This window comes from Hymenobacter glaciei (genome assembly GCF_039539585.1).
In the GTDB taxonomy this organism is placed as follows: Bacteria; Bacteroidota; Bacteroidia; order Cytophagales; family Hymenobacteraceae; genus Hymenobacter; species Hymenobacter glaciei.
Genome location: NZ_BAABDK010000023.1, coordinates 26,434 through 41,634, shown reverse-complemented (window position 1 = coordinate 41,634; position 15,201 = coordinate 26,434). Strand labels below are relative to the sequence as shown.

General features: G+C 61.7%; 12 protein-coding genes. 7 read left to right on the top strand and 5 right to left on the bottom strand.

What is annotated here, in order from left to right:
• The first annotated feature begins 247 nt into the window (after positions 1–247).
• Positions 248–1,717: an amidase gene (locus tag ABD837_RS14750; RefSeq protein WP_345055954.1), complete on the top strand. Its 1,470-nt coding sequence runs from the start codon at positions 248–250 to the stop codon at positions 1,715–1,717.
• Between the two features lie 309 nt (positions 1,718–2,026).
• Here the strand turns inward: ABD837_RS14750 and ABD837_RS14745 are convergent, their stop codons facing one another.
• Entirely contained in the window at positions 2,027–2,977 is a 951-nt protein-coding gene (locus tag ABD837_RS14745; RefSeq protein ID WP_345055952.1) for a hypothetical protein, read from the bottom strand.
• A gap of 203 nt (positions 2,978–3,180) precedes the next feature.
• Here ABD837_RS14745 and corA point away from each other — a divergent pair, with 203 nt between their 5' ends.
• From corA to ABD837_RS14730, 3 genes are all read left to right on the top strand, one after another.
• Positions 3,181–4,386, top strand: coding sequence for a magnesium/cobalt transporter CorA (gene corA / locus ABD837_RS14740; RefSeq protein ID WP_345055950.1), 1,206 nt, complete (start codon positions 3,181–3,183; stop codon positions 4,384–4,386).
• Positions 4,387–4,498: 112 nt separating this feature from the next.
• Positions 4,499–4,936 (top strand): MarR family winged helix-turn-helix transcriptional regulator, encoded by a 438-nt coding sequence (locus tag ABD837_RS14735; protein WP_345055948.1) that lies wholly within the window; start codon positions 4,499–4,501, stop codon positions 4,934–4,936.
• Between the two features lie 5 nt (positions 4,937–4,941).
• Positions 4,942–6,300: a serine hydrolase domain-containing protein gene (locus tag ABD837_RS14730; RefSeq protein ID WP_345055946.1), complete on the top strand. Its 1,359-nt coding sequence runs from the start codon at positions 4,942–4,944 to the stop codon at positions 6,298–6,300.
• Between the two features lie 27 nt (positions 6,301–6,327).
• On the opposite strand, the gene ABD837_RS14725 is transcribed toward ABD837_RS14730, so the two are convergent.
• Positions 6,328–7,371, bottom strand: coding sequence for an AAA family ATPase (locus ABD837_RS14725; protein ID WP_345055944.1), 1,044 nt, complete (start codon positions 7,369–7,371; stop codon positions 6,328–6,330).
• Positions 7,372–7,675: 304 nt separating this feature from the next.
• Entirely contained in the window at positions 7,676–10,432 is a 2,757-nt protein-coding gene (locus ABD837_RS14720) for a hypothetical protein (protein ID WP_345055942.1), read from the bottom strand.
• 159 nt (positions 10,433–10,591) lie between these two features.
• Between ABD837_RS14720 and ABD837_RS14715 the strand changes: the two genes are divergently transcribed.
• The 3 genes from ABD837_RS14715 (at position 10,592) to ABD837_RS14705 (ending at position 13,457) form a co-directional block, all read left to right on the top strand.
• Positions 10,592–11,164, top strand: coding sequence for a hypothetical protein (locus tag ABD837_RS14715; protein ID WP_345055940.1), 573 nt, complete (start codon positions 10,592–10,594; stop codon positions 11,162–11,164).
• Positions 11,165–11,390: 226 nt separating this feature from the next.
• Positions 11,391–11,891 carry a hypothetical protein gene (locus ABD837_RS14710; RefSeq protein WP_345055938.1) on the top strand — a complete coding sequence of 167 codons (501 nt, stop codon included), beginning with the start codon at positions 11,391–11,393 and terminating at the stop codon, positions 11,889–11,891.
• Positions 11,892–11,972: 81 nt separating this feature from the next.
• Positions 11,973–13,457: an APC family permease gene (locus ABD837_RS14705; protein WP_345055936.1), complete on the top strand. Its 1,485-nt coding sequence runs from the start codon at positions 11,973–11,975 to the stop codon at positions 13,455–13,457.
• 127 nt (positions 13,458–13,584) lie between these two features.
• Here the strand turns inward: ABD837_RS14705 and ABD837_RS14700 are convergent, their stop codons facing one another.
• Both ABD837_RS14700 and ABD837_RS14695 read right to left on the bottom strand, forming a co-directional pair.
• Positions 13,585–14,310: a carboxypeptidase-like regulatory domain-containing protein gene (locus tag ABD837_RS14700; protein WP_345055933.1), complete on the bottom strand. Its 726-nt coding sequence runs from the start codon at positions 14,308–14,310 to the stop codon at positions 13,585–13,587.
• 302 nt (positions 14,311–14,612) lie between these two features.
• Entirely contained in the window at positions 14,613–15,038 is a 426-nt protein-coding gene (locus tag ABD837_RS14695; RefSeq protein ID WP_345055931.1) for a hypothetical protein, read from the bottom strand.
• Between the last annotated feature and the right edge of the window lie 163 nt (positions 15,039–15,201).

Below are 15,201 nucleotides of genomic sequence, written 5' to 3'. Positions count from 1 at the left end.
CCAGCCCAGCTAACCCTACTTTGCGATGCAGTAAGCAGCGAGATGTGCAAAGCGCTTACTCGGGGGCCTCGCAGCAAACGGAATCTACAACCCGTTAAGGCTCAGAAAAAGACCTTTAAGACGGTAGCTTTACAGGTTGCGAAAGGCTTTTACCAGGGGCAAAATACAGTCAAGCACTGTGTTTATTGCCTCTCAACCGAATGCCCTAAGGTTTACTATTCCTGAAGGGCATTCCTACCCTCTACTCATGGCTGATAGCATTCATTTCACGAATAATATTTGCTACTGGCCAGCCACTACCATTGTGCGCCGTATCCGCACTCAGGAAATAACAGTTGAAGGCGTGGTCCGGGCTTTTCTTCAGCAGATTAGCCAGCATAATGCACGCATCAATGCGATAACTGACCTGCGCACCGAGGCGGACCTGCTGCAGGAAGCGCGCGAGAAGGACTGCCAGGTGCGGGCCGGAGCCGTGCTGGGCCCCTTGCACGGGCTGCCGATGACCGTGAAAGACGGGTTCAGCGTCCGGGGCTTAATTAGCTCCAACGGGCACCCCGTTTATCGCCGCCACCGGGCAACCGAGGATGCCGAACTAGTGAAACGCTTGAAGCAAGCAGGTGCCATTATTATCGGCAAAACCAATTTGCCCCTCTTCTCCATCGACTGGCAAAGCACGAATTGGTGGTTCGGGCAAACGAATAATCCCTACGACGTGCGCTGCGTTGCGGGGGGCAGTTCGGGCGGGGCGGCGGCAGCGGTGGCAATGGGTTTTACGCCCGTCGAACTGGGCTCGGATGCCGGCGGCTCCATTCGAGTGCCCGCGCATTTCTGCGGCATCTGCGGCATTCGCACCACCGAGCAAGCGCTCTCGAATCGGGGGCAATTCAAGTTTCCGGGTCAGCCGCAGGGACACCGGTTGCTTACAGTGGCGGGGCCCATGGCCAAAAATGTGGCCGACTTGCTGCTGCTCATGCCGGTTCTGTGGGAGGGCGGCCACCTACTAGCCGAGATTCCGCCGGTGGCCTTTGGGTCCAGCTATTGGAACGGCGAGAAGCTGGCGATTGCCTATGCGCCGACGCTGGCCGGCACGGAGGTCGACGCCGAGTACCAGCAGATTTTCAGTGCCTTTCTGACGCGTCTGGCCCCCGCCGGCCACACCCTGGAACTTGGGAGCCCGGCGTATGTGGAAGCCGACGCATCCCCCTTGCACGGCCGGCTGCTGGGCAGGGAAATAGACGCCAGCTCGCCCGTGCCGACCTTTTTGAAAAAGGCAGCCATGTACCTGTTCATTTTACTAAAATACCGGGACAAGCACTGGGCCCGGGGCGTGTGGCAGGGCATTGGCATGTCGGCCACGCGCTACGCCACAACCTTATCACAGAAAGAAGTTTTGGCGGACAGCTACACGGAATTTTTCGGTCGTTTTGATATCTGGCTCACGCCGGTGGCCTCCATTAGTGCCTTTGCGCATCAGCCCGCCGGCAAGCCCTTTAGCGTCAACGGCCAGCGCGTGCCGTACACGGATGCCATGGGTCGTTTCAACTTCACGACGGCATTGGCTGGTCATCCCATTGTCGTCATCCCCATTGGCCAAACGGCAGCGGGCTTGCCAGTTGGGGTACAAATTCACGCGAAAAAATGGACTGACAAACGCCTGCTAGAAATCGCGCAGCACTTGGAAACCTTTACTAATGGCTTTCAATTGCCGGCTCAATAGGGATAACGCCGGAATGCCAAGAAATAGCCCCAGTAAAATATCCGATGGCGTTCGCGCAAAGCCGTTGAAAGGCCAATAACAGGCAGGTTTGCAGCAGCAATTCGGCATTGGCCCGGTCCGACCGCCCTAGGCGGTCCGACCGATTGAAGCACCACCGGTTTTGCCCCGACGACAACCGGTCGGACCGCCTAGGGCGGTCGGACCGAGCCGAGCGATTACCCAATTGCTTTTGCCCGGCTACTTAACAGGTAGGTTTGCAAAGCGAGCATAGCTGGCTAAAATACGGCCTTGCGCAGCCAACCTATTGACCTACAATTCCCGCTCCCAGCTCAGGCGCAGCCCGGCCACGCCGCCCAGGTGCCGCTTAAAGCGTAGCAACGAAGCATTGGGGCCACTATCCAGGGTTGAGGTGCCGAGGTCGAGCACCGTCAGGCCGCTGGCGCGGGCGAAGGCGTGTAGCCCCTCGTTCAGCAGCACCACCGGACTCAGGCTATTGCAACGCAGCGGGCTGGCGGGGTAGAAGTTGTAGAGCACCGTTGCGTTCACCTGAATGGCTACCGTAAGTGCCACCCACTCGCCGCTGGGCTGGCGCACCGAGAACAGGAAATGCTCGCGCGGAAACGCCCGAAACAGTGCCTGCACCCGTTCCAGGGACAAAGACAGCGCCTGGCCCCGCTCCTGCCGGCACTGCCGAATGAACTCGTAGGCCTGCGGCAGCAGGTAGGCCGGCTCCTGCTCGATGAAATAGCCCGCGCGGCGGCATTTGTGCAGCCGTCGGCGCTCGGACGGGTGCAGGTGCGTTTCGTAGGCGCGGGCGGGGTCGAGGTGATAGTTCTGCTCAGCCAGTGCTACGCGGTAACCGCGCTGGCGCAGGGCTTCGGCCAGGGTGGCGGCCCCGGCGGGGTCGTAGGCAAAAGGGTAGCCGCGCAGTGCCAGCCGGCGCAGCCCGAGGCGGCGCAGCTCGGCCTCGGCCGCATCGAGCAATTGGTGCACGGCACCCCGGCCCAGCCCCGGCGCCAGCTGCACCGCCCCAAAAGGGGCCTGCGCAGGGCTGCGGGCCAGGCCGGTGGCCGGGTCGTAGTTTAGGTGCAGCTGGGCCAGGGTGAGGCCGGCAGCCGGGTCTTCGAGGTAGGCGCTAAAACCCGGGCCGGGCTGCGGGGCCAGGGCCAGATGCGCCGGCCGCAAATACAGAAACGGCTCGAAGGCCAGCGGCAGCCGGGGTAGTGGCGGGGCCCCGGGCCCGTGTGGTACCAGCCACACAGTGGGGGGTTCGCTTGGCCCGCCGGCCAGTGGCGCAACGAAAGAATCAGTACTTTTCAAACTTGCTGGGCCTTCCTTTTCCGGCAAAGTACGGCACGAGGAAGTAGCCGACCGATGGGCCCGCACCCAATTGGCCCGAACATCTTCATCAGTCCGCCACCCGTAGGCAGCCATTATTGCCTCTTATTGTTCAATTTTGCCGCATGAATCCGCTTAGCTCCACCGCGCAGGCCGCCATCAACCGCTCCCCGACGCTGGCCGATATTGCCGGCTCTGTGCCCGTCACCATCACCGACCGCGAAGCCACCCGGCAGGCCCGCTTTCAGGAGGTGGGGCAGCGCCCGGGCACGCTCAACATACGTCCGGGCGCCCTGCGGCCGCGCCTGTTTTTGATGTCGTACGACGACACTACTTTCACCGAAAACGAATATACTGACCACTACGAAGACCTGATGGCCTTCCTGCACGAGCACCCCGAGCTCAAGCACTGGATTGACGTGCGCGGCTACGGCGACCTGGACCTGATTGAGCGCATGATGCAGGATTTCGGCCTGCACCCGCTGCAGATGGAGGACGTGCTGAACGATTACCAACGCGCCAAAGTGGAGGTGTTCGACGACAATCGCCTGTTTATGGTGTCGCGCATGACTGACTTCACCGCTGACTTTGAAATCGACGACGACCAGCTTTCCCTGTTCACCGGCCCTAACTACGTGCTCTCGTTTCAGGACGACTACAACGACTGCCTCGACTCGCTGCGCACCCGCATTCGCAGCAACTTTAGCACCCTGCGCCGCCACCCGGTGCTTTACCTGGCCTACGCCCTCACCGACGTGGTGCTCGACCACTACTACCCCACCATGGCCGCCATTGGCGACTACATTGAGGAGCTGGAGGAAGCCATATTTTCTCCCAACCGCCCGCGCCGGCTGCTCAACCGCATCCTGCGCATCAAAAAAGACGTGGTGCGCTTTCGCCGGCTGGTGTACCCGGAGCGCGACAAAATCGCGGAAATTCTGCGCATGCCCGAAGAAATCATGTCCGAAACGCTGAAACTCTTCTACCGCGATGCCTACGACCACGCCATTCAGGCCCTGGACCTGGCCGAGAGCTACCGCGACAACATTTCCTCCCTCACCGACCTCTACATGTCGGACCAGGGCAACCGCATGAACGAGGTCATGAAGGTGCTCACCATCATCAGCACCATTTTTATTCCGCTGAGCTTCGTGGTGGGCCTCTACGGCATGAACTTCCAGCGCGTGGACGAGCAAGGGCACTTGCTGCCCCACAACATGCCCGAGCTATACAGCCCCTGGGGCTACCCGGCCGTGCTAGTGGTGATGACCCTAGTCGTGGCGATGCAGCTCTTCTACTTCTACCGCAAGGGCTGGCTCACCAATCGGTAAACCTGCGCACATCGGAATCCACTGGTCGTGCATGATGATGCATCACCAGTGGATTTTTATTTATAAGCATTTTGTTGATATGTATACTATATTTGCATCAAATAAAATACTTATGCCTGCTAAACCACCTTCTAATTCGGTCCTCTACACGCTGGAACAAGCTATAAAGGGGTACCGAAAGCTTTGCCAGCAAAACATCGACAAGGTGATGGACAACCTCACGGTTGACCAGGGGCTGACCTTGCTCGTCATGGACAAACACCCGGACCTCAGCCAGCAACAGGTTGCAGACCTAACTTTTAAAGACAAGGCTTCCATCACCCGCATTATCGAGCTGCTGGTGCAAAAAGGCTTGGTTTCCCGGGCCATCCATCCCACCGACCGGCGCAAGTTCGACCTGCACCTCACGGAAGCGGGCCGAAGCACCTTGGCGCAGTTGGCAGACACCATTGCGCTCAACCAGCGCACGGCCCTGCAGGGCCTCAGCCAAGAGGAACTCGCGCAGTTTGAGGCTACGCTCCAGAAAATCATCGCCAACTGTACTGCCTGAAGCCCATGCGACTGACGTTATTTCTTGCACTAATCTGTCTGCTAGCCGGCCAGCCGGGCAGCAGTTCCGCCCAAACGGTAACGCAGCGGCTGGCTGCTTATATGGAAGGGCAACACGCCGTGAACCGTTTTGCGGGGATGGTGCTCGTGACCCGCCACGACTCGGTGCTACTCCGGCAGGCCTACGGGCTGGCCGATGCCGAATGGGCAGTGCCCAACAGCACGGATACCCGGTTTGCCCTGGCTTCCATCACCAAGCAATTCACGGCCATTGCCATTTTGCAGCTGGCCGAGCGAGGCCGGCTCCGGCTCACCGATAAGCTCAGCGCATTTGTGCCGGGCTTCCCAAATAGCGACGCGATTTCCGTGCATCAGCTGCTGACCCACACGGCCGGCCTGCCGCTGGATTTTGAGGAGATTTACCTCAATCATACGGCCGTTTCGCTGGATTCGGCCCTGGCATTTATGAAACGGCAGCCCGCAGCTTTTGCGCCGGGTGCCCGCGTGGGCTACAGCAACGTGGGCTATTTTCTGCTGGGGCGCATCATCGAAAAAGCCTCCGGGCAGCCGTATGGCGCGTACCTGCAGCAGCACATCTTCGAAGTAGCGGGCATGCCCAACACCGGCCTGAACAGCAACACCGCGCTGGTGCCTCGGCTGGCCCGGCTCTACTACCGCGAGGGCGACACGCTGGTAAAAAACCCGTACATCAACTGGAGCCTCAACGTGGGGCACGACGGGCTGTACTCGACGGCGGGCGACCTGGCTCAGTTGGACCGGGCGCTCCGGGGCACCACGCTCCTCTCCGACGCGTCGAAGGCCCTGATGAACACCCCGCACAACCGCCAATTTCCGGGCAACGGCTTTATGGACCGTTACGGTTACGGCGTGTTCATCAACCCCTACTACAACCACGGCCACTACCTGCTGACGCACAGCGGGGGCTACTTTGGGGCTATGACGACCCTGGACCGGTACCCGAAGGACGACGTTGTTATCATCGTGCTGTCAAACAACCAGGCCGAATCGCACTGGATTAGCTATGGGTTAGCGGGCATTCTGTTTGGCAAGACGGTGGAGGTACCGTACGTGCATCGGCCCGCCCCTTCGGCCCCGGCCGGGGTGTCGGCTTTCGCAGGAACGTATGGCGAAGTCAGCATTCTTTTCGCAAAGGGCCAGCTTTACCTGAAGGACCTGGAAAATCCGTTGGTACCCGAAACCGACCGCAAGTTTTTCAGCCGCAACAACCCCAACCGGACCGTGGAATTTCTGCTCACCAAAAGCGGCCACGTGCGCGCCCTCGAGCTCACCAAAGGCGGCGTGAAGGAAACCCTGCCGAAACAAGCCAAGCCGGCCCGCCCCTAGCACACTGGTTTTTGGTGAAGGAAGCAGCTAGGCAGTACCGAGGACCTCCCGCACCTGAGCCACCCGCTCGGCCACGGTGCCCTCCACCAGCGTGTACGGGATGCCGAAAAAATCCAGCTGCATCAGTATCATGCCGTGCTGGAAGCTGCGCAACGCCTCGGGACCGCGCCAGCCGTCTTGCTCGAAGGGCACAGTGGGTGCGCACACGAAGGTGTGGGCGTAACGCTGCCCGCACACCGCCGCCATGGCCCGCAGAATTGGGTCGCAGCGGTGGAAATAGTAGTAGGAATACAGCGCCGTGGTAGCCGCATTGGTATCGCAAAACAGCACGCCTTGCGCCTGGGTGGCAGCTTCATCCTCCAGCTCAGCGTGGCGGCGGGCAATGTAGAGCAGGTCTTCGAACTCCAGGTTGCCGTGCTTTTGCTCGTGCAGGGTGCGGCCGTACTCGGGCACCCACACCGTATGGCAGGCGTCGGCCAGCGCCGCGCACAGGGTTGACTTTCCGCTGCTCTCGGCCCCTAGGAACACCACGCGCGGCACCGGTGCGGGTGGCACCACGCCCAGCTGCGCGGCCACGAGTGGGTGCAGGTAACCAGCCACTTCCCGCGCCGCCGCCCGTATCAGTGTGCCCGAGATGGGTACCTGCGCCCGGGCATTATCCACGGCTACGTGCGGCACCCCCAGATGCCCGGCAAAGCCCGGCCCGTAGTCTTCGCTGCTGAACACCACATCGGCCCGCAGCCCTTGCCGTGCCAGCCACTGGCGCACAAACTCGCGCTGGGTGTAGTCATCGGCCGCATCGGGTGGCACGCCGTCGGCAGCCGCAAGGGCATAGATGCGCAGCGGCGTAGGACCAATACCGGGGCCTTCGGCTGCCTCATCGCCCCGGTACAGCTCGCGCAGCCATTGGGCACGCTCGGCCGCCGGGTGCGTGGGCGAGTCTGGGTTGGCATATACCAGCACCAGCAGCTCTGTAACCTGGGCGGCAGCCGTTTCGAGCAGCAGCTGGTGCCCCCGGTGCGGCGGCCAGAACTTGCCCACCACGAGGCCGGCACGAGGGGTTGAGGGCATTGCAGCGTTGAATGAGTGTTGGTGTGGTGGGTTAAAACAGGAACGTCATGCTGAGCTTGCCGAAACATCTTTACCGCGCAAGCACCTTTTTAAGTGCTCAAGCAAAAGTAACCGTCATGCAGAGCGCAGCGAAGCATCTCGCTCGCATCGTCAAACGATTAATTTACTGCGGCACGCGAGATGCTTCGCTGCGCTCTGCATGACGTGCTTGTACTCGTTTACTTTTGAATGAGTACTTACTATTGCAGTAAAGATGCTTCGCTGCGCTCGGCATAACGGGCTGAAAGAACTTTGCAGCCAGCAATCATAGCTCCAACTTCAGCTCGGTGCGGCGTAGCTCGCGGCCCACAATGCGAACCAGCTGGTAGCTGTCGGTGGTGGCATCGTAGGTCAGGCCCACGCCGGTGCCGGTGCTGGGCAGCGCCTCCCGCCCCAGCAGCCAGCCGCGCGCATTATAGAGGAACACCTGCCCCGGCCCGGTTTCGGTGATGGCAACCATGTGCCGCCCTCCGCCGAAATCGAACCACTGCACCCCCCGTTCACCCGAGGTCACAAACTTCTGAGTGAGCAGCGGGTCATTCAGGGTGGGCAGGTACAGGTCGAGCTGATTATTGTCTTCGCGCACCACGGCGAATGAGCGACCACGGGGGTCGGACACGAGGTGAAACCGGGCCGTGCGACTCCAGGTGGCCACCCGCTTGCGGCTCAGCACATCGCCCCCGAGCGTGAATGTTACCAGCTCGCCGTGCTGGTTCACCACGGTGAGGTGCGAGCGGCTAAGGGTACTCCCTGCATGCGCGAAGATGTCGCCTGCCAGCCGCGCCCCCACGCTCAGCGGGAAGCCGGGCAGCAGGTTACCCGCCCCGTCGAACGCGTACACGTAGCCATTTTGCAGCGGGGCCACCACCACGTCGCGTCCGTTCACGTTCAGCAGCGCCGGCCGGCCGGCCAGCGGGAAATCGAGGCGCTTAGGCTGCCAGCCGGGAAACTGGTGCCCTTTGGCATCGAGCAGCAGCAGGTGGCCGGCTGTGGTGGCCAGCAGCCGGGCAGGCTGTCCGGCTACCAGGCCCGCCAGCAGGCCGGTCACGCGCACGGTATCGGGCAGATGCAGCGGGAAGGGCAATACCGGCGCCCCATCGGCGGCCAGCAGGTGCAGCTGCGCACCCGCGCCCAGCAGCAGCCCACCCGGCACGCCGCCCCCCGCCGGCAGCAGGCTCAGGCCCACCGCCGGGCCAGTCAGGGTATCCGACCACAGCACGGCATTTTCGGCACTCACGTAGTGCAGCACCCGGGCCGAGTCCTGCACCACTACCGCCGGCATGCGCGTGCCCAGAGCAGGCAGCAGCGTGGGCAGGCCCATCAGCGTGCGCCGAAACGCCAGCACCCTTCCATTGGCCGCCGCGCCGCCCGCCTGGGTGGTAGCCGGGCCATTGTTGGGGTGGCGCAAGAGCAGTTGGGTGAAGTACTGGGCGTCCGGGCCATCCTCGTTTTCGGCGGGCAGCAGCTGAAAAGCCATTTGGGGGAAGCGCTTGAACAATGCCTCGTTGCGCAGCAGCCCGGCCCGGCGGTCTTCCGTGAGCACGCCCAGCAGGGCATTCCAGCTGTTGCGCGAGTCGATAAGCACGCTAAGCCGCGCGCGAGGCAGGGTTTCCTGTAGGAAAGCCACCTGCGACGGGACCTGCGCCCAGGTGTGCTCGGCGATAACGTCGGCTAAGTAAGCGTTCAAGGTTAACTCATCAGCCAGCACGAAGTACCCGTTCACCAAGGCTCCGGCACGGGCGGTTACCTCGGCCACACGCGGGGCGGCGGTGCCCAGCAGTGGCCCCAGCACGTCGGCTTCGGCAAAGCCCACCGGGTGTACTTCGAATTGCCCCACTCGGGTAAACGCCGGCGAGTTGCCATACAGCCGACGCAGGCGGGCCAGCCAGGTACTGGTTCGGGCGGGGTTAGAGCAGCGCACCAGCGCCAGCCGCCCAGGCCGGCTGCCCGGCGAAGCAGCGGTCAGATAAGCCACTGCTACTTCGCTTCCAAACCCGGCACGGAGGCTGTCGAGGGCCGCATTGCGGCCCAGGGAGTCGGGTCGGGCGTTGGCCGGAGCAGGCCAGGTACGGACCGGGCTGGCCGCCAGATGGATTAGCATTGCCGTGCGCATGCTCAGCACACTGCTCAGCCCCAGGGCTTGGGCGGACTGGCCGCGCAGGCGGGCCTGCAGGGTGCCATTGGCTGTTTCGGGGTTCGAAAATCCCTGAAACTGTGCCCGACTGCCCGCTAGCTTCACGCTGAGCAGCCCTTGGGACACCAAGCCGGCCAGCTGGTCGAACGTACCGTGGGCCTCGGGCCGAAACAGCACGTCGAAAAACTGCGGCAGGCGGCGGTAGTTCACCAGCAGCGTGGCATCGGTACCGGCCACGCGCAGCAGGTCGGTCGAGGGGAAGGCGGCCTGCACGGTGGGCGCTTCAGGGTGGGCCAGGCGGCGCACCACGGCTTCCACCAACCCGAAATTGGTGCTGATGACTAGGTGGTTGCGGTAGTTGAGTACCGTGAGGCTGTGCTCGGTGCGCTGCTCGGTAAGTACGGTCAGCTCCTGGCCTTCGTAGTCGCGGGTGCTAAGGCGGTAGCGCGGGTCGCGGCCGAGGGTTTCGAGCAGGCCGCGCACCTGCCGGTATTCGGCCACGCGGCTGAGCGGCACTTGGTACAGCACATCGAAGTCGCCTGGCCCGGTTACGTGCACCGAGGTTATAACCAGCTTATGACCCAGCAGATTGAGCAGGGCATTGCGGCGCCGGGCATTGCCGCCGGCCAAGCTGTCGGCCAGGGCCAGGTGCCCAGCTGCCTGCTGAAAATAGCGCACGGCCGTGAGGTTATCCCAGAGTTCGGTTTCCTGCAGGTGGCGCACCAGCGCCGGGTGGTCGTGGGTCGAGAGCACGAACACGGCATCGTCGGGCACCAGCGAGTAGGGGTCGACGGGTACAGCCGCCAGCGTGCGCCGGTAGTACACGTACGTGGCCAGGCTCAGGAGCAGCAGCAGCGCGGTGAGTAACGCCAGAAGCTTTCGGGACATGCGAGGGAGGAGCGGTGGACGGGTGGCGAAAGTACGAACGAACATAGCACGCAGCCTTTGCTGCGTCACCACATGCGTTGCTCATGTGTAATTGAATGGAATTGCTTTCACAGGTGCTCCCGTAGCGGGGCAAAGGCTCCGCATTACGTAACTTGCTGCGTGGCTGCTACTCCCCAAAAACTTCTTCTCCTGCTCCCGCTGCTGGCTTTATCGGCCTGCTTCCAGCTGCGCGAGCCCGAGCCCGCCGCCGCCGCCAGCGAGTGGGTTCAACCCACCCAGATTGATATTCTGCTGGCCAACTTTACCACTGCCGTGCAGCACGTGAACGTGGCCAACTACGAGCGCACCTTCAGCGGCCCCGACTACCGCTTCGTGCCCGACCCCACCAGCGCCGGCTCTTCGCCCGCCCTGTTTGCCAACTGGAGCGTGCCCGACGAAACCACCTACTTCAGCAGCCTGCGCCGCCGCACGCCCGCCAGCGCCAACAATACGCTCACCTTCAGCGGCCGGCGCGACCAGTTCTATACCACCGACTCGGCCGAAGTATCGGCGCTCTACCAGCTTCGCATCACGCAGCAGGACACGGCTTTCCACGCGGGTTTGCTCGAGGGCAACATCCGCCTCATTGTGCGCCGCCGCAACAACGAGTGGCGCATTGTGGCGTGGCGCGACCAGCGCACTTCCCCCGCCCTGTGCTGGACGGATTTGAAAAAGTATTTCATCTCGCACTAACGCCGTCGGCTTAATGAGGAATGAGGAATGAGGAATGAGGAATGAGGAATGAGGAATGAGGAATGAGGAATGAGGAATGAGGAATGAGGAATGAGGAATGAGGAAGTTCGGGCATATCAAACAGATTGCAAATTCCTCATTCTTAATTATTCATTCCTCATTAAGCGTAGCGTATATTTCGCCTTCTATGAAGCCGTTGACACGCCTTTCTTTTTCCACCCTGCTTGTGGCTGTCATTGGCCTGCTGCTGGTGGTGCCGGCCTGCAACCCCTTTGCCCCCGCCCTCGACGAAGTACCCGCCGACCAGAACGAGCTGCTGGGCAACCCGGTGTACGTGCGGGGTTTCTTCGACCGGTTTCGGGCCGCCTACCAGCTGCGCGATTCCACCCTCTACGGCCAGCTGCTGTCTCCGCGCTTTGTGTTTACCTACCGCGACTTCGCCGCCAACGTCGACCGCTCCTGGACGCGCGACGTGGATGCTAATACTACCTACCGCCTCTTCAAAGCCGCCCGCTCCACCAACCTGCAGTGGACGCAATACCTGCCCAGCTCCGATACCCTGACCTCAGACACCCTGGCTACCGTGGAGCGCTCCTTCCTGCTCACCATTGAGCAGCGCGACAACGAGCGTTATTCCGGCTCGGGCACGGCCCGGCTGGTGCTCGTGCGCAAGCACCGCACCGACCCCTGGCGCATGCGCAGCTGGTACGACCGCAGCGAGTTTTGAGCCGAAATATGACGCATTTTGCAAGGCCTGCCGTTCACGGCGGGCCTTTTCCGTTTCTTTGACAAAAATTCTCCCTATTGTATGACCGAACCCCAACCCGACCAGCCGCATTTTAAGCGGGCTATTAACCTTTTTGATGCCATTATGCTCGTCACCGGCAGCATGATTGGCTCGGGCATTTTTATCGTGTCGGGCAACATTGCCCGGCAGGTGGGCAGTGCCGGCTGGCTGCTGGTGGTGTGGCTGCTCACGGGCTTCATCACCATGGCCGGGGCCATTAGCTATGGCGAGCTGGCCAGCATGTTCCCCAAAGTGGGCGGACAATACGTGTACCTGCGCGAGGCCTTCGGTCGCCTCACCGCTTTCCTGTATGGCTGGACGCTGTTTCTCGTTATCCAGACCGGCGTAATTGCGGCCGTGGCCGTCGCCTTTGCCAAGTTTACCGGCGTGCTCCTTCCCTACTTCAGCGTGAAGAATGTGCTGTTTCATGCCGGCAGCTTCGAGTTCAGCAGCGTGCAGCTGCTCGCCATTGCCCTCATTATCGGCATCACGGCGCTCAATGCGCAGGGCGTGCGCACCGGCAAGCTCATTCAGAACGTACTGGGCAGCACCAAGCTGATTGCCCTGGCGCTGCTCATTATTTTTGGCGTAGCCCTGGGCATCAACCACGAGGCCATTGCGGCCAACTTCCACGATTTGTGGACGGCCACCCGGTACCCGGCTCCGGGTGTGAGCGCGGCCCCGGTGCCCATTAGCGGCGGGTCGCTGCTCATTGCCATTGGCATGGCCATGTCGGGCTCGCTGTTTTCCTCCGATTCGTGGAACAACATCGGCTTCGCGGGCGAGGAAATTCAGAACCCCGAGCGCACGCTGGTGCGCAGCATGGCTATTGGCACGGCCATCGTTACGGCGCTCTACATCCTCATCAACGTGGTGTACCTGCTGGTACTGCCCCTGCACGGCTCGCCCGAAGCAACCACGCTGGCCGGCCGCGGCATTCAGTACGCCACCGACGACCGCGTGGCCACCGCCGTCGCCGAATCGATGCTCGGCAAGGCCGGCGCCTACATCATGGCGGTGCTCATCATGCTCAGCACCTTCGGCGCCAACAACGGCATCATCCTCAGCGGGGCCCGCGCCTACTTCGCCATGGCGAAAGACGGCTTGTTTTTCTCTGGCCTGGCCCGCCTGAACGGGGCCGGCGTGCCCGGCCGTGCGCTGTGGGCCCAGTGCCTGTGGGCGTGCCTGCTGTGCCTCAGCGGCTCGTATGGGCAGCTGCTCGACTACGTGATGTTTGCCGTAATTCTGTTTTACGTGGTCACCATCATCGGCATTTTCGTGCTGCGCCGCACCCGGCCCGATGCGCACCGCCCGTACCGCGCCTGGGGCTACCCAGTGTTGCCGGGCCTCTACGTGCTGCTGGCCAGTGCCTTCTGCATCATCCTGCTGGTCGCACCCGACACGGCCGAGTTCTCGCGCCGGGGCCTGGGCCTCGTAGCGCTGGGCCTGCCGGTGTACTTCCTGTTCGGCAAACGCATGGGGCCAACAACTGAGGCAACAACATGACGAGGTAAAAACACCTGAAAGCAGAAGGGAGGCAAATGGCTGAATCAGCTCATTTGCCTCCCTTCTGCTTGTATAGGCAGGGTTAGCATGCCGTAGCCTGCATCGCCCCATCCTGTTTAGGTTAACCCTACTTCCGCTTGCGGCCAGCTTTGGCGCGGGGCGTCAAGGTTACGTTCACGGCTTTGCCGCCGCGGGCAGTTACGGTTTCATCGTCGTATCCGCCGTAGCCATAAGTGAGCACGTTGTCGCTGTTGGCAGGCACCTCAATGGAGTAGTTGCCGCTGGCGTCGGTGCTGGCAATCTTGTTGCTGCCTTTCAGGAAAACGGTGGCGCCGGCCAGAGCACGGCCATTTTCGTCTTCAATTTTACCAGCAAGAGTCGTGGTGGTTGGGGCGGCTGGCTCGGGGGCAGCGGCCACAGCAGGGGCAGGCGCGGCGGCCGGTGCTACCTCAGCTACTGGTGCGGCTGCGGCCGGGCTTGGTGCTGCGGTGGTCGGGGCGGGTTTGGCAGCTGCAACGGCGGGTTTGGTGGTAGCCGTAGCAGGCTCTGCATCGGCGGCAGCTTTATCGGCGGCAGCTTTATCGGCGGCGGCTTTGGCAGCGGCCGGGTCTTCGGCAGCCGGCACTGGGGCAGTTACCGCCGCGTCGCTGAGCATAAACGAAGGCGTGACCGCCGCCATGCCGCTGCCCGAGCCTTTGGGCAACGCCAAGTAGCCGGCTACCAGCGCAAAAATCACACCCAGCAAAATGTAGGTGAGGCGGTTGTTACCACCCGACAAGACGTCTTCGTCCTGGGCTTCCAGGTTGGGATTGTACTCGTCGTTGGGATTGGGAGGGGTATTGTTCGGGTCCATCGTGTAAGGAAAGGTGTGGGAAAAGAATTTAAGCGAAAGAAGAAAGGAATTAAAGCCTGGTACCCAATACACAGGCGCCTATTTAGCGCAAGTTATGAAGTTGCGTAGCCATTCCGCAATAATTCCATTCTCGCCAAGTCTTTTCAGCCCGCCACTGGCGTGAAAAACCCGTTGCAAGGCCCCGTATAACCGACAAAACCGGAAGCGCACCCCAATGGGAGCACTTCCGGTCGAACCGAAATCTTACAATAAAAGGCTTGTTTGAAGCGCTGGCCTTACGCAGCGACTACGCCACCTGGGCCTTATTCGTGGCCCGAGTCGTCGTTGGCAGACGTGGCTGGTCCGCTGGTGGTCGACTCGCCAAACAGCTGTTCGCGGGTGCGCAGCTTGTGGTCAAGCTCGACGCTGCCTTCTACTTCAAAGCCGGGGCCCTGCGACTGCTCGCCAATAGTATCGTGGTCGTTTCCGCCCTGGGGGCTGGTTTCCGAGCCTCCGATGTGCAGGTTTTCGAGCTGGTCTTTCTGGTTGCTGCGCTGGGTGTAGCCGTTGGCGCCGGTGTAGCGCGCCGCCGTGGGGTCGCCGCTGGCTTTGTTGTTGCTCTGGTCTTGCTGGTATTCTTTTTCTTTTTCGAGCTTCTCGTTTTTCGGAAAGCCTTTGTTCTCGGTAATATCAGCGTGCTCGCCCTCGTTGGGGTCGGTTCCATCGCCGGAAAAATCGTCAGGAATCATGGGCCGGAGGTTTAAGTAGTTTAAGAATGGAATTCTCTACAGGCGTACGCAGCCGCGCCGGTTCCGTTACGGCGGGCCACTGCCCGAAGGCATCCATCCCACCCATTTACGCAGGCAATAGCCAGCCTGACTTCCAAAAAGAAAGGCTTCTGGCCAGCGAAAT

Bases quoted from the DNA above. Each gene is read 5' to 3' on its own strand.
- ABD837_RS14750 (WP_345055954.1), top strand. From the start codon at position 248: ATGGCTGATAGCATTCATTTCACGAATAATATTTGCTACTGGCCAGCC.
- corA (WP_345055950.1), top strand. From the start codon at position 3,181: ATGAATCCGCTTAGCTCCACCGCGCAGGCCGCCATCAACCGCTCCCCG.
- ABD837_RS14735 (WP_345055948.1), top strand. From the start codon at position 4,499: ATGCCTGCTAAACCACCTTCTAATTCGGTCCTCTACACGCTGGAACAA.
- ABD837_RS14730 (WP_345055946.1), top strand. From the start codon at position 4,942: ATGCGACTGACGTTATTTCTTGCACTAATCTGTCTGCTAGCCGGCCAG.
- ABD837_RS14725 (WP_345055944.1), bottom strand. From the start codon at position 7,371: ATGCCCTCAACCCCTCGTGCCGGCCTCGTGGTGGGCAAGTTCTGGCCG.
- ABD837_RS14720 (WP_345055942.1), bottom strand. From the start codon at position 10,432: ATGTCCCGAAAGCTTCTGGCGTTACTCACCGCGCTGCTGCTGCTCCTG.
- ABD837_RS14705 (WP_345055936.1), top strand. From the start codon at position 11,973: ATGACCGAACCCCAACCCGACCAGCCGCATTTTAAGCGGGCTATTAAC.
- ABD837_RS14700 (WP_345055933.1), bottom strand. From the start codon at position 14,310: ATGGACCCGAACAATACCCCTCCCAATCCCAACGACGAGTACAATCCC.
- ABD837_RS14695 (WP_345055931.1), bottom strand. From the start codon at position 15,038: ATGATTCCTGACGATTTTTCCGGCGATGGAACCGACCCCAACGAGGGC.